Source organism: uncultured Campylobacter sp. (assembly GCF_937996225.1).
GTDB lineage: Bacteria > Campylobacterota > Campylobacteria > Campylobacterales > Campylobacteraceae > Campylobacter_B.
On record NZ_CALKTC010000030.1, the window covers coordinates 1 to 17,630 of the forward strand.

19 protein-coding genes are annotated in these 17,630 nt (G+C 47.3%); 6 read left to right on the forward strand and 13 right to left on the reverse strand.

Annotated elements, in window-relative coordinates; genetic code table 11:
• Positions 1-227: 227 nt before the first annotated feature.
• The 3 genes from Q0174_RS03780 to Q0174_RS03790 all read right to left on the reverse strand — a co-directional run bounded on the left by Q0174_RS03780 (position 228) and on the right by Q0174_RS03790 (position 1,863).
• On the reverse strand, positions 228-638 hold the full coding sequence (locus tag Q0174_RS03780; RefSeq protein ID WP_298041752.1) for an Rrf2 family transcriptional regulator: 411 nt from the start codon (positions 636-638) through the stop codon (positions 228-230).
• An 80-nt stretch (positions 639-718) separates the two neighbouring features.
• The gene (locus Q0174_RS03785; protein ID WP_298041753.1) at positions 719-1,354 is read right to left on the reverse strand and encodes an NAD(P)H-binding protein; all 636 of its coding nucleotides are present in this window, start codon (positions 1,352-1,354) and stop codon (positions 719-721) included.
• A gap of 134 nt (positions 1,355-1,488) precedes the next feature.
• Positions 1,489-1,863, reverse strand: a complete 375-nt coding sequence (locus tag Q0174_RS03790) for a cupin domain-containing protein (RefSeq protein ID WP_298041754.1) — start codon at positions 1,861-1,863, stop codon at positions 1,489-1,491.
• 165 nt (positions 1,864-2,028) lie between these two features.
• Here Q0174_RS03790 and Q0174_RS03795 point away from each other — a divergent pair, with 165 nt between their 5' ends.
• From Q0174_RS03795 to Q0174_RS03815, 5 genes are all read left to right on the forward strand, one after another.
• Complete coding sequence (locus Q0174_RS03795) at positions 2,029-2,904, forward strand: ABC transporter six-transmembrane domain-containing protein (protein ID WP_298041755.1); 876 nt, start codon at positions 2,029-2,031, stop codon at positions 2,902-2,904.
• A gap of 52 nt (positions 2,905-2,956) precedes the next feature.
• On the forward strand, positions 2,957-3,913 hold the full coding sequence (locus Q0174_RS03800; protein WP_298041756.1) for a cation diffusion facilitator family transporter: 957 nt from the start codon (positions 2,957-2,959) through the stop codon (positions 3,911-3,913).
• 623 nt (positions 3,914-4,536) lie between these two features.
• A complete protein-coding gene (locus Q0174_RS03805) occupies positions 4,537-5,112 on the forward strand; it encodes a hypothetical protein (RefSeq protein WP_298041757.1) in 576 nt (191 codons plus the stop codon).
• A gap of 281 nt (positions 5,113-5,393) precedes the next feature.
• On the forward strand, positions 5,394-5,654 hold the full coding sequence (locus Q0174_RS03810; RefSeq protein WP_298041758.1) for a transporter: 261 nt from the start codon (positions 5,394-5,396) through the stop codon (positions 5,652-5,654).
• Between the two features lie 62 nt (positions 5,655-5,716).
• On the forward strand, positions 5,717-6,247 hold the full coding sequence (locus Q0174_RS03815) for a hypothetical protein (RefSeq protein ID WP_298041759.1): 531 nt from the start codon (positions 5,717-5,719) through the stop codon (positions 6,245-6,247).
• Positions 6,248-6,251: 4 nt separating this feature from the next.
• On the opposite strand, the gene ribD is transcribed toward Q0174_RS03815, so the two are convergent.
• Entirely contained in the window at positions 6,252-7,409 is a 1,158-nt protein-coding gene (ribD, locus tag Q0174_RS03820; RefSeq protein ID WP_298041760.1) for a bifunctional diaminohydroxyphosphoribosylaminopyrimidine deaminase/5-amino-6-(5-phosphoribosylamino)uracil reductase RibD, read from the reverse strand.
• A 543-nt stretch (positions 7,410-7,952) separates the two neighbouring features.
• Between ribD and Q0174_RS03825 the strand changes: the two genes are divergently transcribed.
• Complete coding sequence (locus Q0174_RS03825) at positions 7,953-8,207, forward strand: hypothetical protein (RefSeq protein ID WP_069435689.1); 255 nt, start codon at positions 7,953-7,955, stop codon at positions 8,205-8,207.
• A 779-nt stretch (positions 8,208-8,986) separates the two neighbouring features.
• Here the strand turns inward: Q0174_RS03825 and Q0174_RS03830 are convergent.
• The 9 genes from Q0174_RS03830 to Q0174_RS03870 all read right to left on the reverse strand — a co-directional run bounded on the left by Q0174_RS03830 (position 8,987) and on the right by Q0174_RS03870 (position 17,500).
• Positions 8,987-9,406 (reverse strand): ribosome maturation factor RimP, encoded by a 420-nt coding sequence (locus Q0174_RS03830; protein ID WP_298041761.1) that lies wholly within the window; start codon positions 9,404-9,406, stop codon positions 8,987-8,989.
• A complete protein-coding gene (gene rbfA / locus Q0174_RS03835; RefSeq protein WP_005872391.1) occupies positions 9,399-9,764 on the reverse strand; it encodes a 30S ribosome-binding factor RbfA in 366 nt (121 codons plus the stop codon). The genes Q0174_RS03830 and rbfA overlap by 8 nt, the downstream gene beginning before the upstream one ends.
• 420 nt (positions 9,765-10,184) lie before the next feature.
• Positions 10,185-10,406: a hypothetical protein gene (locus Q0174_RS03840; RefSeq protein WP_298041762.1), complete on the reverse strand. Its 222-nt coding sequence runs from the start codon at positions 10,404-10,406 to the stop codon at positions 10,185-10,187.
• Positions 10,407-10,892: 486 nt separating this feature from the next.
• Positions 10,893-13,601, reverse strand: a complete 2,709-nt coding sequence (gene infB / locus Q0174_RS03845) for a translation initiation factor IF-2 (protein WP_298041763.1) — start codon at positions 13,599-13,601, stop codon at positions 10,893-10,895.
• On the reverse strand, positions 13,585-13,812 hold the full coding sequence (locus Q0174_RS03850; RefSeq protein WP_298041764.1) for a hypothetical protein: 228 nt from the start codon (positions 13,810-13,812) through the stop codon (positions 13,585-13,587). The genes infB and Q0174_RS03850 overlap by 17 nt, the downstream gene beginning before the upstream one ends.
• 21 nt (positions 13,813-13,833) lie before the next feature.
• A complete protein-coding gene (gene thrB / locus Q0174_RS03855) occupies positions 13,834-14,715 on the reverse strand; it encodes a homoserine kinase (protein ID WP_298041765.1) in 882 nt (293 codons plus the stop codon).
• A gap of 8 nt (positions 14,716-14,723) precedes the next feature.
• Positions 14,724-15,122, reverse strand: a complete 399-nt coding sequence (locus Q0174_RS03860) for a glycoprotease (protein ID WP_298041766.1) — start codon at positions 15,120-15,122, stop codon at positions 14,724-14,726.
• A gap of 63 nt (positions 15,123-15,185) precedes the next feature.
• Entirely contained in the window at positions 15,186-16,070 is an 885-nt protein-coding gene (gene lpxC / locus Q0174_RS03865) for a UDP-3-O-acyl-N-acetylglucosamine deacetylase (RefSeq protein WP_298041767.1), read from the reverse strand.
• Positions 16,071-16,120: 50 nt separating this feature from the next.
• Positions 16,121-17,500: a M23 family metallopeptidase gene (locus tag Q0174_RS03870; protein ID WP_298041768.1), complete on the reverse strand. Its 1,380-nt coding sequence runs from the start codon at positions 17,498-17,500 to the stop codon at positions 16,121-16,123.
• Positions 17,501-17,630: the final 130 nt, after the last annotated feature.

The following is a 17,630-nucleotide window of genomic DNA, read 5'->3' on the forward strand; positions in this document are numbered from 1 at the left end:
ACGACCACCACGCAGACAGCATAAATAAACCGAAGTTTGAAGCTTTTCAAAATTTCCCTCCCCTTTAACAAAACGTCATTTTGCTATTTTCGAGCGCATTATAGCCCAGATTAAATTAAATCGAAATTTTACATGGCGGGCGGGTAAAATTTTATATAAATTTAGCCTACAAGCCTTGAAATTTTAGCAAGTTTAGAAGATAAATGCGTATTTAAATTTTAACAGCTCTATCCCAGATCGTTCAAAAGATCCGCCAAGCTCACGCTGGATAGAGATTTTTTAAAATCATTCTGAATGCGAGCAAAGCGCGGCGCGAGTACCGCCTCGATCTTGCCGCCCACGGGGCAGGCGCTAGGCGAGCCTTTGTGCATGCGAAACATCGCGTCCTCCTCGCTCACCGCCTCGTAAATGTCTAAAAGCGTAATGAGCCGCACGTCGCGAGCTAGCGTGATGCCGCCCACGCCCGCAGTCGTGAGCACCAAGGCCGCGTTTTTTAGCTGCGAGATCAGCTTACGCGCGATGGCGGGGTTTATCCCCGAGCTTGCGGCGACGAAATCGCCCGTGACCTTCTCCTCGCGAAAATACGCGACGCAAAGCATGATGTGAACCGCGAGTGAAAATTTTATACCTACTTGCATAGCCGACCTTGATTTAAATTTAAAACCGCACGTTAGTTTCGTGCGGCGTTATTTTAGCTAAATTAAGCAAAATTTTAAGCTCACGCCCTCTCGCCGACGGCGGTAAAGCGCTTTTGCACGAAGGCGCCATTTTTTAGCTCGTCTATGACAGCAAGCGCTAGGTCTGCGTAGCTGATATAGCTCTCGTTTTTGGAGTTTAGGATTAGATTATCGCCGCCAAGGACGTATTTGCCCGTGCGAGCGCCGTTTGCGTCATAGTCTCCAGCAGGCGAGACGTAGGTCCAGAGCACGTCGCTTCTGTCTTTTAGCTCAAAAAACGACTCCGCAGTCGCCCTTGCCACGCCCATATACTCAGGCGGGAAGTCAGGCGTATCCATAGCCATAGTGCCTTTATCGTCCACGTATAGCGTACCCGCGCCGCCGATGACGAGTAGTCTCGTTTTCGTACCGCTAAGCTCATCTGCTAGGTGTTTTGCTACCTTTTTATGAAGCGGAAATGTTTCGGGCGTCCAAGCCGCAAATGCGCTGATAACGGCGTCAAAGCCCTCCAAATCGGCTTTGCTAAGCTCAAAAACATCTTTATAAACGACTTTTACGTCGCCGTTTTTATACTCTTTGTTTCGCACGATAGCCGTTACGTCATGTCCTTGTTTTAGGGCTTCTTGCACCAAATTTGAACCTGATTTTCCGTTTGCTCCGATGATTGCTACTTTCATTGTTTCTCCTTTAAATTTGATTTGTTTGATCGCACATCCGCTGCGGTTAATGCGCCCGCACATTTGGCGCCGTCTTGCCGCGTTGTACAGTTTAAAATTTACGCTCGCGTTTGTCGCGCTCGTCTTGCGAAATTTTACAGCCAGCTCGGCTTTACGTCCTCGTTTATCACGCCATCATCCATCGTATACTGCTCCAGGCTGCCGCGTTTGGTCTGGATACAGATAAACTTCATCCCCTGCACGCCCGCCTTAAAGCACCTTTTGCCGTCTGGATCGATGCGGATCGCGTCGCCCTCGCCCACCGCCTTCTCCTCGCCGTCTATAAAAAGCGTACCACCGCCTTTTAACACCAAATAAAGCTCCTCGTTTTGCTTGTGCGAATGCACGAACGGCACGCTCGCGTTTGCGGGGAGCTCGTTGATAGAGAGCTCACAGCCGCTTAAGCCTAGAGCTTCTTTTAGCTCGACTCTTGGTTCGCTTTTCGTTGAAACGATCTTGTAGTTTGACATCTTTGTCTCCTTATCTTTTTTTGTTGTAATGCTATAACTTACAATCGATGAGCGAAGTATAGTAAAATTTTGTTGTAATGTCAATAGTTACAGCAAAATTCCGCAAAATTTGACGCAAATTTTAAAATCAGCTAAAATCCGCGCGATTTTAACCAAAGGAATTTTATGCAAAATAGCGCATTTAAGACGCTAACGCTCATTGCAAAGAAAAATTTTAAAAAGCTGTTTTTGACATTTAGCCTAGTTTTGGCGGATAACGGACTGTTTCTCGTCTATCCCGTACTAGCCGGCATCGCCATAAACGCTATCGTAGCGGGCGACACGCTTTTGGCGCTTAGCTACTCGGTCATGGTGTTCGTGGGCTGGGGGCTTGGCTCGATTAGACGGCGCGTGGATACGCAGGTGTTTACTAAGATATATGCAGGACTTGCCGTAAGCGTGATAATGAACGAAAAAAGAGCCGCAAAAGACGAGAGCGCCATAATCGCAAGAGCAAATTTATCTCGCGAATTCGTGGATTTTTTCGAGCAGCATTTTCCCGTGTTTTTTACCTCAGTCGTCTCGATTTTCGGCTCGGCGATCATGCTTTTATTTATCGAGTTCTACGTAGGTTTGACAGCTTTTGCCCTGCTCGCGGTTTTTGGAGTTTTGCTACCCAAATACATCGCCAAAAACGACCGCTTGTATCTAAAGCTAAACAACCAGCTAGAGCGCGAGGCAGGACGCATAAGCACAGGCGATGAGCGCACGCTAAATCGCCACTACGACGTGCTTTCAAAGCTTCGTATCCGCATTTCAAACAGAGAGGCGATGAGCTTTTTTATCATCGGCACGAGTGCGGCGGCGATTTTTAGCTTGGCGATATTTTTGCTATCACACAAGCAGGCAAACGCGGGCCACATCTACTCGGTGCTTACCTATCTATGGACGTTTGCGATCAGCTTAGATGACGCGCCGAGGCTGATAGAGGAGTTTAGCAAACTAAAAGACATCGGCAAGCGCGTAGATGCCGGACTAGAAGGCGATATAGATAAAATTTAAGCGCTTTTTTGAGGTATAATTTAACTAAAATTTGCCCAAAAACGAGGTCAAAATGCACGAAAATCACGCCCACTGCACGCATTCACACGCGTCAAACAAGGTCGTTTTGAGAAATTCCTTTCTTATAATCTCCGCTTTTATGCTTATCGAGGTCGCGGGCGGCTTGGCGACGAACTCGCTCGCCCTGCTCTCTGACGCCGGACACATGCTATCAGACGCCGTAGCACTCGGGTTTTCGCTGTTTGCGTTTAAATTCGGCGAACGCAAGGGCAATCTGCAAAAGACCTTCGGCTACAGGCGGATCGAAATTTTAGCCGCGACGATAAACGCCGTCACGCTCATCGTTATCGCCGTTTTTATCGTCATCGAGGCGGCGCGGCGCCTGCAAAACCCGCCCGAAGTAGCCACCGCTGGCATGCTCGCCATCAGCACGCTGGGTCTTGTCGTAAACATCGTCGTGGCGCTTTGCATGCTGCGCGGCGGCGACGTGAGAGAAAACGTCAATATGCGCGGCGCCTACCTGCACGTGCTGGGCGACGCTGCAGGCTCTGTGGGCGCGATCGCGGCTGCGCTAGCGATGATGTGCTTTGACTGGGGCTGGGCGGACGCGGCGGCTAGCCTGCTCGTGGCTGCGCTCATCGTAAAAAGCGGCTGGGGCGTGCTAAAAGAGAGCCTAAACATCCTGATGGAGGGCTCGCCAAAGGGCGTGTGCCTGGACGGGCTCGTCGCGCAGATCAGGGGCGTAGACGGCGTGCTTTCGGTGCACGACCTGCACGTCTGGAGCATAACAAGCGGCGCAAACGCGCTCACGGCTCACGTGGTGGTTAGCGGCGAGCTGAGCGTGCGCGAAGCGGAGCGGATCATGGCCGAAATATCGCACGAAATGGAGCATCTAGGCATCACGCACACGACGCTGCAGTGCGAGAGCAGCGAGAACGAATGTGCTGACGAGCTAATCTGCGAAGTAAGGTCAAGCGACACGGGCGGGCATTTAGGGCATAGTCACTAAATTTTTGGATTTAGAATTCCGCTCAATTTAGAATTCCGCTCGGTTTAAAATTTAAAATTTGGCTTGAGTTTTAAATTTTAAATTTTGCCCGCGCCGTGGAATTTCGGAATTTTAGAATTTCGAGATTTTAAATTTTAAAATTTTGCGCTCGTTATGAAATTTTAAATCCATTCGCATAACGGAATTTTAAAATTTCGCCCCGCGGACGCCATTTCAAAATCAGGCGCCGCGCGCGCAAAATAGTAGAATTTTACACAGCCGATCGTCGTACCATTCAAAACGGCGCCTATGCAAGTTTGTAGAATTTTAAATTTGACCGAAGCGGCAGGCTAGCAATCATGGCGAAATTTATCGAACGCACGGAGTGGTTTTAAATTTAGCTAAGCGCTTTCTGTTTTAATAGCACGGAGATGACACAGCGCGCGCTACATTTTTAAATTTAGCCAACATACCGCGCTTCTAAATTTTAAAATTCCGTGCCGCGAATTGAGCTGTAAATCGAGCTGCAAATTTAAACTACGCTCAAAATTTTGGCTAAATTTAACTCATTAAATTTTCCTGCCGATTTGAGCCGATTAAAAGCAAATTTGACGTATAATCTCGCGAAATTTCAGGGAGCCAAGGTGCGCAAAAACATAAAATACCTAATTTACAAGTTTCTTTTAGGCAATGTCTTTTTGGCAGTTTTTTTGATTTCATTTTACGTTGCTTCATTGCACCTCTCAAAACTTTTAAATGTTAATATAATAGACCTTTTGAAGGGATATTTTTTATTCCCTGGCGATATTCGTCTGCCTTTTACGACGGTAATTCTTGAGTTATTTTCCTTCTATATCAGTAGCAGTTTGAGCGATTTTTATGTCAAAGGCATCGATCGTAAGTTAAATTTTATATTTTTCATCGCATTTGCGACGATAGGAATTTTAGCCCTTACCGCCATTATTCTTATCGCAACATTCGGTTTTATGATATATGGTATGGATTTAGATAAAAAACTAATGGCAATTTTATCCGCCGCGGCATTATTCATGGGCATCTGCTCAACGGTATATTTATTTCGCAAAAGCAATTACGAGCTCGGTAAATTTTTGCAAATCGTTAGTCTAAAAAAATATAGGCAAATCAGTGAAACGCTAACATCTATTTTACTGCTTATAGCCGTAATTTGGCTAAGCCACATCATTTTTAAAACTAAATAAAGCTAAGCGCCCAGTTTAAATTTCGTCTGTCTGCGCTAAATTTCATAGGCGTAGATCACCCGCACGGTGCGACGAAATTTTAAGCACGAAATATTTTTTATCAAAATTTAAACCTATGCACTATAATTGCAGAAATTAAAAAGGACGGCAATTAGATATGAAAAAGAGATATATTAATCGCGATTTTAGGCTTACTTTGCGCCTTTATAGATATTAATTACATAGGTTTTCTTATCGCATTAAATTTGATAGTAGTCTTGGTTTGCGCCGCTTTTCCTTTTATGAAAAAGAACTATATATTTTTTCTACTGCTTGTCGTAAATTTAGCTTTGTATTTGAATAATATCTACACCCCTTTTGAAAGGCCAGAGCTTTGGACTTATAGCATACCTGCGCTGGCAAATGCCACATATGTGCTAGTCGCTTTAGTTTATGCTTCGGGATTTGTCGCTTTTGTCCCGCTTGCGGCATATATCTGTTTTTTATACTCGCTCTGCGCCGTTGCTTGCGGCATACGTGAAAAATTTCAAAGCTTACGCTAAATTTGCAATCAAAATTTTAAGCTGCTATTGCGTATAATTTCGCAGAATTTTAAGGATTGCGTATGAAAATATATTTTTATAAATTACTTCTAGGCATCTTACTGACGGGCGTATTCTCATTCTCGCTCGGCTTTACTTTATCGCACGTAGGTATCATATTAAATGCGGTTTTTGGCGTACCGCTATTGCCCTACGCTCCTTTTAAGGCCGAGCTCGCAAAAGCTATCTTAACGATAATCTCCGCATTTTATATCGCAAATAAAATTATTAATTTTCGCATTTTAGGCATCGATTGCAAGCTAAATTTTATATTTTTTATCGCCTTTTCGACGATAGGCGTGATTATCGTTTCTTTTCTGTCTCTGTTTTTGATTTTCGGCATGATCGTATGGCAGAAATCTGATACGGCATTTGCGGCGATGTGCCTATCCCTAGGATCGATTTGGACCGCTTGGCTATTTCATATCAGTGAATACAAGCTTGGGGCTTTCTTGCAAAATTGCAGCCCTAAAAGGAAATATAATATAGATAAAGTGCTAGTGTTCGTCATAATAATAGTAGTTGCGCTGATTTTTATATCGGCAGTAATATAACCTTTCATTTTAAAATTTTAAACCAGCCGTAGAATTCGTTCGCTTCCAGGTGCGGATCGCCCGCGCGAGATGTAAAAAGCGGTCGTAGCGCGGCATTTGTTCTAAAATTTCCCGCGTCCCTCATCTGCGCGCTGTAAAAAATAAGCGCATGGCTCGCAAACTGCGCAAACTCGTCAAACGAACTCGCCCCCGCCTCTATCATCGTGATTTTTGCGTCCGCAGGCAGCGAGCGCGAGACCTCTACCTTGCGATCTGCGACGCCGAAAAGCGGAATGCTCGCATCAAAATCCGAAAGCGCGCGGCGCGAGTATATCCAAACGTCGGGTGCGCGCAGCTTTAGATTTTGCGGCGCGACGCGCACGTCTAGCGCCAGCATATCAGCACTGCCCACCAAAGCGCTAATTTCATCAAATTTAGCCGCACGCACGTCCAACGTCGGTCTGTCGGAGCGCACAGTCTGCCCGCCCACGCCTATGTAATCACACACGCTGCGCAGCTCGTGCACGAATGCGCGCTGCTTCTCGCTGCCGATTCGCCCATGTACCGCGCCGTTTAGCGTGGCGTTGATTTTGATGAAGCAAAAGCCGCTCTCGCGCGCCATATAAAACGGTTCCGCAAGCTCCTCTGCCGCGGCAGAGCAAACGTCAAATTTCACCTCTATGCCCCCGCGGCGTAAAATTTCCGCGCCGCCCGCAGCCTGCGCATTCGTATCGCGCGCGCCAATTACCACGCGCGATAGCCCGAGCTGTGCCAAAAGCTCGGCGCAAGACGGGGTCTTGCCGCGGTGCGCGCAGGGCTCGAGCGTGACGTAGGCGCAAGCGCCGCGCAAAAGCCCGCCGTGGCGGTTTAGGATAAAATCGTAAGTGAAGCTCGGCTGCAAAAGCGCGCTTTTTAGAGCTTCTAGGTTTTGAAATTTAACGCCGAATTTGCGGGCGTATTCGCGGGCGAAATCCTGCGCGAAATTTGCATCCAGATCGCACAGCGTGGCGAAAACGGCGTTTACCTCGGCATGTAAAAAGCCCGCCTTTTTGTGCGCACCTATACCAAGAACTCTGCCGCCCTTATCCAGAAGCACGCAGCCCACGGCGGGGTTGGGTAGCGTCAAGACCTGATAGCGCCACGCCGCACGCAGCGCCAAATCCATATAAAATTCGTCGTTCATACAAAATCCAAAATTTAAATTGTCCCGCTCCGCCGCGATCGCTCAGCCGATTTTGCGACGAGCGAGCAACCTCGTCTGTTTGCAACAGATTGCACCCTCAGGCGCAAACCGACTAGCTCACCTGCGCCCTTCCTCGCTGCGCTGGATGACGCCGACCTCGCGCTTTAGCCTATCTGTAAGGCATTGAGCTTGCTTTAAACGCTAAATTATCAGAGCTTGCAAGCCGCGCGCCGTATGTGCCTGAGAGAAATTCCGCGCGGAAGCGAAACTGCGAAATCTTACCACAGGTTTTAGAATTTTATCCTAAATCGCAAATTTTGCGGCATCCGTTTCGTGCACGGACGGCACAAAAATTTACGCTTATCGTGTAAAAGAGCGTCTGCCGATAGCGCGGAAAAGCGGGCTTTGCGAAGTAAAATTTTAATAGGCGCCATGGCAGAACCGCAATCGAGCGTGAATATACAGTCCCAAAAGGCACGGCTTAATTTCAGCTCAAATTCAGGGGGGGGGGTAGAATTATATAATTTTTTTCAAAGGATTAAAATGTCTGAACAACCGACCGTTCAACCCCAATCAAACGTGCTTGGGATACTCTCCATAGTCTTCGCGATTTTAGGAATATTTTTTCTAGGGATCGTCTTTGTTCCGCTTGCGTTTTTGTGCGCGATCGCCGCGACCTATCAAGCCGTCAAAAAGCAAGCCTCGCTCGTAATAGCGATATTAGCGTGGATCCTTACGATCGTAGGGCTCATGACCTCGCCCGTACTGCTAGCCACGATCGGCATCTCCGCTTCATAGTCGCAAACATCCGCGCCGCCCAGCGAAATTAAATTATCAAATGAGCGGCGCGCAAACCTCCGCCCGCAGAGTTTTAAAACGTAAATTTATGAGCGGAATTTCGGCGTGGAATTTTACCGCTAAAGCGGGACCGGCGAAATTCTATAAAACGTTTTATTGAGGAAATTTTGAGATTAAGTCGTGCTTGCAGATGCAATTCACAATGCAGACGCCATAAACTCGCGGGCGTAGTGTTTTTACCGCGAACAATAAAACCTAAATTTACGACAAAACATAAAATTTAGAATTCTACTTTGCAACAAAAGGTTTGAAATTTTACCGCGTCAAAACAGCGCGTAAATTTTAAATTTAGCCGCTTTCGGGCGCGACGTAAAATTCCAAAGCAACGTGCAAGCGTTACTCAAAACTCACCACCGAGCAACGTAGCGTAAATTTTAAAGCAACGCAATTGTTGCGGAGCTTGCCTCTTAGCGGCGCAGTGTGAAATTTCAAAGCGCCGCCTAGTAGTGCGGAAAATTACCTTTTATCGGCGTAAGATAAAATTTCAAAGTAGGCGAGCAGCACCGGAATTTTAAAATTTTGCGCCGAGCGCCGCAAGAGATCAAGGGTAACAAGGAGCTGCCAAGAGCAACCTGGAGCTGTAAATTTCAAAAGCGATTTTAAAATTTAAACCTCAGAATTTAGAGCTGAAATTTCAAACTCGCAAATCCCGCGCGGTAAATTTTAAAGCCTTATTCGCAAAATTTCAAATCTGCGCGCAGAACTCTAAAGCTCCGCCGCTACCACTGCACGTAGGTTCGCGCCTTTTTGATCTCATCGAGTCGCACGCTTATCTCGCCGCCGTCCGTGCGCAGTCTAAGCACGCCGCCTTCGCAGCCAAGCACCTCGCCGCTTAGCTTCTGCCCGTCCGTGCGGCTTAGGCGCACCAGCTCGCCCACGGAGTTTGCGAAATGCTGCGGCTTGCTTAGCTTGCGCTCAAGCCCGGGCGAGCCGACCTCCAGCGTCCACTCGCCCTCAAGCGGCGGCTCCACGTCGAAAATCGGCGAAAGCAGCCTCGATAGCCGCTCGCAGTCATCCAGCCCCACGCCGCCCGCTTTCGTGATACTGATGCGATAGATCGTTCTGCCGTTTTCGCTCACCGTCTCCACGTCGTAAAGCTGCACGCCGCACTCGCGCGCCAAAGCCTTTAAATCAACCATTTTTGCGCAGCTCCTCCTCTATTTTGTCAAAAAGATCGTCCATTTTGTTTTGATACTCCAAGCGGTCGTCAAATTTGAAGTGAAACGCAGGGCAACGGTACCAGCCCTCCGCCTCGGCGCAGAAGTTTTGCAAATATCTCGCCACGCGGCCAAGCTTTTCGAGCACGAATTCCTGCTCGCGCTCGTCGAAGGCGTTTTTATCCAGATAGACGAACGCGTCGTAGCGCCCGCGCTTGCACTCTACGTCGGTGACGCACAGCCCGCGCAAAAGCTCGTCCTCAAGGCTCGCGAGCGCTTCGGGGATGAGCTGCTTTAGCACGCTTTGCGTGCGCAGTCTTCTGAGTTCGGTCGGATTCATCTTTACCTCGCTATCTTAAATCGCCGCAGATTATACGGCGCGGAATTTTAATTGCTCCGCCACGGAGCTTTATCTCGCATCCGTCTCGCGACGACAACGCAGAATTTTATCTCGCGTCTTTCAGCGACGAGAAATTTTATTTCGCTTGGGCATAACGATGCGGAATTCTATTTCACTTCGGCGTTGCGAAATATCCGTCCTGCGGCGACGCGGTCTGTTTAAATTTGACGCGGCTTGCGTCGCGCCGGAGCGTCCATTTAAATTCTGAGCGGTTTGCTGCGCGCAGGTATTGCAAGCGACGCCGCGCTTTTTAGAATTTCGCTCTTAAATTTTAAAAGGCACAATCTCGGCTTTGAAATTTTACTTTTAAATTTTAGCCCGCGCTTTGCGCTTAAATTTAAAACGCAGATCGCGTAGAATTTAATGGCTCGCATACAAAAGCTCGTCGCATAGCCGCACCGCTACCGCAGAAATATTTCCGCGCCAAGACGCGGTGCTATTCTGCGCTGCGCCCTGCTCGCCACGGCGCGTTATATTCGCTGCTGCGCTGCCGTTTTGACGGCGCAATAATACAGCGCGCGGCGGCACCCTCTTTGCGCTACGCTCGCTTACTGCGTCGATATTTACGATATCTGCTGCCATCTAGCGCCGCAATGACACCGCACGCCGTTGCGGTCTTATTTTGCGCCGCCTGCACAGCGCCGTCCTCCGCGTCGCTGTTTTTCCCACACTGCGCCGCTTCAAAATTTATCTTAAATTTTAAAAGCGCTTTGAGCTGCGCGAAATTTAAATTTTGCCGCTTTTAAATTTCAACTTTGCGATTAAATTTAAAATTTAAGTCGCGCGGAAAATTCGCAACCTGCAAGCGGCATAAAATAAAATTTGATCGCAAAGCTGCGCCGTAAAAAAATCTAAACATTAAAATTTCAAAACTGACGCTACGCGGCAGAGCCTCGCGCAGAAACCGACAAAATTTAAAGCTTTGTTCGCGCATTCCGCCGCTAAATTTAAAAGGTGAAATTTCACGCCCAAATTTTGCGAGCATAAAATTTCAAAGCGCGATCGAGGCTTAAAATTTAGCCGCAAGCCGTGCGAACGAAGCCAATGCCCACGCGGAATCCGCGAGCATTAATCGATCGTTGCCTGCTCCTCTTTTTGTTTGTAGCTTTCGATAAAATCGCCCACGCGCATATCGTCGTAGCCCTCGATGCCTACGCCGCACTCGAAGCCTTTGGCGACCTCTTTGGCGTCGTCTTTGAAGCGCTTGAGCGAGCTGACGTTGCCCTCGAAAACGATGACGCCCTCTCTGATGACGCGGATCTTCGCGCCGCGAGCGATGAGCCCGTCGGTAACCATGCAGCCCGCGATCTGCCCGATCTTAGGCACATTGATGACCTGTCGGATCTCGGCTTGGCCCAAGGCCTCCTCGCTGATGATCGGGCTCATAAGGCCGCTCAAAAGCGCCTTGATATCGTCGATTAGATTGTAGATGACGTTGTAGGTCTTAATCTGCGCGCCGCGCTCCTTGGCAAGCTCTTTGATCTCTCCCGTAGGACGGACGTTGAAGCCCAAGATCACGCAGTTTTCGCTAGCGCTTGCCAAGGCGATATCGTTTTGCGTGATACCGCCGATGCCGCTGTGGACGATATCGACCTTGACCTCGTCGTTGCGGAGTTTCTCAAGGCTTGCTTTGATAGCTTCCAGCGAGCCCGCAACGTCGGCTTTGACAATCACAGGCAGGCTTTTTAGCGAGCCTTCGGCGATCTTAGCGCTTAACTCGTCGATGGTGACCTTGGTCGATTTGCTAAGCTCTTTTTGGCGCTGATGCTCGTAAATTTTACTTGCATACTCGCGCGCTTCCTTATCGCTTGAAACGCCGATCAACGTCTCGCCCGCGCCCGGAACCTCGCTAAGGCCTATGATGACGCCGCATTCGCCCGGTAAAATTTGCTTTAGCGCCCTGCCCTTATCGTCGCTAAGCGCGCGCACCTTGCCGTACGCGATGCCCGCTACGACGGTGTCTCCGACGCGTAGGGTGCCGTTTTGCACGATGACGGTGGCAACGGCACCGCGCCCTTTTTGAAGGGAGCTTTCGATGATGGTTGCCTTAGCTTGCTTGCTAGGATCGGCTTTGAGCTCCAAAAGATCAGCTTGCAAAAGCACGATCTCTAATAAATTTTCAATTCCCTCGCCCGTTTTTGCGGAGATCGGCACGAACTCGTAGCTGCCGCCCCACTCGGTAGGCATGATGTCAAGCTCTGCAAGCCCGGTTTTTACGAGATCGGGATTGGCATTAGGCTTGTCCATCTTATTTATCGCGATGATGATCGGAACATTTGCGGCCTTGGCATGCGCTATAGCCTCCTTAGTCTGAGGCTTGACGCCGTCGTCTGCCGCCACTACGATGATTACGATATCGGTAACCTCGGCTCCGCGCGCTCTCATCGAAGTAAAGGCCTCGTGACCAGGAGTGTCGATGAAGGTGATCTTCCTGCCGTTTTTCTCGACCATATACGCGCCTACGTGCTGCGTGATGCCGCCCGCTTCGCCGCTTGCGACGCGCGAGTTTCGTATATAATCAAGCAGGCTCGTTTTGCCGTGATCGACGTGCCCCATAATGGTGATGACAGGCGCTCTAGCGATTAAATTTTCTTCGCCTTCGCTGTCCTCGTAAGCCTTGATGTAGTCAAACTCCTGCGCCTCATCGATGATATTTACCTCAATGCCAAATTCGCTTGCTAAAATTTCTATCGCGTCCTCGTCCAAAAAGTCGTTTTTCGTCGTCATCATCCCGAGCGCAAATAACTTGCCGATGATCTCGCTAGGCTGCTTTTTGATCTTATCGGCGAACTCATAGACGCGGATCTCTTTTGGGATATTTACAGAGCTTACGATTTCGCTACCCTGCTCGCGAGGGGCTTTTTTATGCTTTTTGCGACCGCCGCGACTTATGCCACCTTCGCTACTAAAAATTTGATTCTGCGAGGCGCGATAAATATTAGGTTGGTTTTTACTTTTGGTGCGGTTTTCGGTTTGGATCGGTTTGACGGTGAAATCGGGCATTACCACGACGTCTTCGTCCTCGATGACGATATCCGCCATCTCGTGATCAGGAATTATGTCAATTTTAAGGGCGTCCTCTTTTTTAGCCGCGGGGGCTTTTTTCTTTTCGACCTTTTTCTTTTTCAAATTTAGTTCAGCGTTTGAGAAGATCGCCTCTAGGCTCGCACTTATCTTTTCGCGCCTAGGCTCGGTTCTATCTTGTGCCGCCGGGGCTTGAACTTCCTTTTTCTTTTTTACGATGACTAAGCCGCGGCGCTTTTGCAAGCTCTCGCTAGCAATGCTATCGCCGCTGTTTATCTGCACCGGAGCGGGCTTTGAGGCGGCGTTTTGCTTCTCCTCTTTATCCTGCGGGGCGGAGAAAATTTCTTCTTTTTGATTTTGAGATTTTTCGGTTTTTACCTCGGGCTCTTGCGTACGCGCTTTTTCGTTGCTAGGCTCTTTGGCGATCTGCGAGGACTCTTTGGATTCGGAAGCTTTTAAGCTTTCCGCCTTTTTAGGGCTCTCTTTTTTAGCGGTTTTTTTAGTTTCGCTCTGTTTTTTAGCGGGCTTACTCTCGTCCTCTTGCGCTTTTTCGGAACTTTTCTTTGCGGGCTTTGACTTTTTCCCCGGCAAAATTCCCGTCTGGATATAATCGTAAATAGCGGCAGCTTCTTCTTCGCTTACTTTATTCGACGCGGTTTTTACCTTTTTAAAGCCCATCTCCTGCGCTTTTTCGATTATCTCTTTGCTTGCGTATCCAAGCTCGTCCGCGATATCTTTAATCAGAACACCCATTTAAAACCCTCTCCTTGATATGTCCCAAATCTGCGCTAGACGCAAATTTAGATAGATATTTTGAAATTTTTTCTTTTTGATTTATGCAAACGTCGCAAATATAAAATTGTCTGTTTGAGCTTATATTTTTAAAATTTTGCAAAAAGGCGTGGAGTTCACGCTTGGCGAAGCGCCCCTTGCAAATAACGCACATCCTAATCGGTTCGCTCATGCGATTATATCTTTATTTTTCTTAGTCAATATTAAAGCCGCCATTATCGATATCTAAAATTTCGACGCGGAAGTTTTTAAAATTTTCGCTAAGGCAGGCCTTAAGCTTCGCGGCGTCGCTTTTATAAACCAAATTTAAAAAGCTTGAGCCGCTACCGGAGAGCGAGCTCATAAGCGCGCCGTTATCATAGGCGATCTCGCGCAGCTTAAAAAGCTGCGGAAGCACGCCCATGCGCATCTGCTCGTGCATCTTATCGATACAGGCATAGCGCAAGCTGTCGTAATCGCGCCGCATAAAGCAAGCGGTTAGAAACGCCGCGTGCGAGAGGTTGCTAACGCAATCTTTGATCGAAAAGCTCTTAGGCAGCTTGCCCCGCGATTCATTCGTAGGCATCGGCGTATCGGGGATAACGACGACGGCTTGCAGATCTTGCGAAATTTCGCATTTTTGCGTGCGAACCGTCTTGCCGTCTACGACGCTGCTGACAAAGCCGCCGAGCGTCGCGGGCGCGATATTATCAGGGTGATTTTCATATTCCAGCGCCGTGTTTAAAATTTTAGCGCGATCGATCTCAAAGCCGCAAACTTTATAAGCGCTTGCGATAGCGCCTACGATCACAGCCGAGCTGCTGCCCAGCCCGCGCGAAAACGGGATGTTGTTGTGAAAGGCGAATTTAAAATTTAACTCTTGCCCGCCGCCTAGTTTTCTGTAAATTTCATTGAAAATATTCAAAAAAGCGTTGCCCTTCTTAAGCCACGCTCTGTCGCTACCCTCGCCGCTAAGCGATACGCAAAAAAACTTCTGCTCGGTAATCTCTACTTCGTTAAATAGCCCTAGGCTAAGGCCGAGCGCATCGAAACCGGGACCTAAATTCGCGCTCGTCGCAGGAATTCTTATAATCAAATTTTCTCCTAAACCGCTTCTATGATGTAATTTGGAAGTATATCATCGCTTTTATTTAAAACCGATAAATCCTGCGGCAAAGATAGCGCGGCGGGGGCGCATTTTTTCATCCTGATTTCGCCGCGTTCGTAAACGTAGCTGAAGTTTTTGTTCGCTCTGATCGGCCCGAAGCCGCTTAGCTCAAAGCCGCTGATCGCGTACAGCGGCACATCAAGAGCGATGCTAAGCGTGCGCAAAATCACGTAGCTTACCTTCATACCCATGAAGCTGCCGGGGGTATTTGCGTAGACGAGCTCTTTGATTTTATAAGTTTTTAAAATTTCGCTAAATTTAGCGACCAGAAATTTATCGGCTTTTTCGCCTTCAACGCTTGCAAATTCCGCTATCTTAGCGCCGTTTTCATACACACCGAGTAGGCATGGAGAGCTAAGAGCAGCGATTAGAATTTCAACCTCTTTGATTTTGCAGCCTTAAGCAAAGACTTTTTGATATTCGCGTACAACCTCGGCGGTAAGATCTACTAGCTCGAAATTTTTAGTGTCGGCAAGGACTGCCAAAGTGAGCTTATGATTTAGATCGTGGCTTCCCGCAAACGCCGTATAATCGCCCAAAATCGGAGCGCCCACGAGCGCAAGATCGCCGATCGCATCTAAAATTTTATGGCGGACGAACTCGTTTTCAAAGCGCAATCCCTCGGGATTTAAAATTTTATTCTCATCGATTACGACGGCGTTTTCTAAGCTGCCGCCTAGAGCTAACCCCATTGAGCGTAGCGCCTGCACGTCTTTCAAAAATCCAAACGTGCGCGCTCGCGAAATTTCTTTAAGATAGGCTTTTTTGCTAAATTCAAAAACATAGTGCTGAGTGCCGATGAGCGGATGGCTAAATTTAATTGTATAATCAAATTTAGGGCTCTTGCTCGGGCTTAGCCGTACGAGCTTATCTCCCTCGCGAATCTCCACGGCACGCTTGATGATGAGAGCTTTTTTATTCGCGTCAAGCTCTCTTACTCCCGCTTCATCCAAAAGCATACAAAAGCTCGCCGAACTTCCGTCCATCACAGGAATTTCATTAGCATCGACGATGATACGGATATTATCAATACCATAGGCATTAATGGCGCTCATTAGATGCTCTATTGTTGATATATAGCCCTTCTCATTTCCTACGACGGTCGCCATCTGTGTATTTATGACGTTTTTTGGCTCGGCTTTAAAACTAACGCCAAGATCGCTTCTATAAAATACGATTCCACTGCCCGCTTCTAAAGGCTCTAACGTAAGTCTGATAGGCTCACCTTTGTGCAGCCCGATGCCGACGTTATGGACTTTCTTAGCTATCGTTGTCTGTCTCATTTCTATCCTCGTTTTCATTAACTCGCGCATTATAGCGAAAATTTTAAAATTTACTTACCTTTTTCTATTACTTTTTTGGACGATTCTAAGACGTCGGTAATGTTATCTTTCATCCACTTAGGATCCATCCACTCCTCGGGTCTTACGTCCACACCCTGAACTACGATGCCAAAATGCAGATGATCTCCGAAAGCAAAGCCGCTTGAGCCCGTCTGTGCTAGAATGTCGCCCGGCTTTACGTCGCTGCCCACACTTAACTGCGTCGCCGAGCAGTGTCCGTATATGCCGTATAAGCCGAAGCCGTAGTAAATTCCTAAATTTAATCCGAAAATTCCGTTTTCCTGCGCAAAAACTACCTTGCCGTAGTTGCTCTCTTTGATATCGGCGTTTGCAACGCTTGCTAGATCAAGCCCCATATGCCAAGACTCACTTACTTGTTCATCGTTCATAAAAAATATCCGATGATCGGCAAAGCTTGCTACCGCTGCACCTTTAGCAAGTGGATAAAAAGGCTTTAGCTCAAATCCATTTATTTTATCCTCATACACCGCGCTAGTAGCAGCGTGCAGATCATCTCCGTTTTTCTTACGCAGAGTTTCATTTACAAATTTAAATTTCTCCAAATCGCTCATTGAGTTAAAATTCTGCGCGTATTGGCTAGCCAGATCACTTACTTTGCCGTTAATAAAACCCGAATTTAGCTTGATAGTAGAGACTTTATATTTTTTGTCCTGATAAAAATATTTGATCTGCGAAATGCTTTCATTGCCTGCACGATCGGTAGCAACCGCTTCTGCGCGAAATTCCTCCAAATTTGCAGGCCACGCTACGAGAGACGCATAATAGCCATCTTTTACGAAAGGAATCGCTTTAAAAATTTTGCCATAGTTGGTTTTGACATAGACTTCGTTTAGGCGCTCGTCTCTAGCTGAGAATACGACTACAGCGCTACCACCTTTGGTGATTTTATAGGATTGATTGATGATATTTATGACGGGCTTTTTGTCGTCTATTATTATATTTGCCGTTTTTACGCTCTTATTTCCTTGCGCAAAATTCCACGAGCTAATGTCGTTTGCAAAAACCTCGAGCTTGTAGTTTTTATCTTTATTAAGCATCAAATTTTTAGGAAATTGCACGGCAAGCTCTAGCGTAGTTTGCGGAACGTTCAGCTCCTCATTTAGTAGTGGTATCGTGCTGGCTCCATCGTTTAAATTAACGCGAACGAGCTTAATGCCGGTATCGTCTGAAATTTTAATCTTTAAAGGCGAGGTTAAATTCCAATAAATTTCATTTTCCAGCGCAATTTGCGGAGGATTTTTTTCAAATTTAGGCGAGGTAAAAATTCTAAAGATTCCATAAACCAAAGCGCATATTACAATAAGAAATATTAAAATTTTAAGCTTCGTTCCATTGCCATTTCTACGCATAAAAGAGCCTTTGATATGATTTTAGAGCGCGATTTTACAAGCTTAATTTAAATTATCGGTAAAGCGAGGCAAAATTTAACGCAAATGTTTAGCGATTTACGAGGCGATTTAAAATTTTAAATTCTAGCGA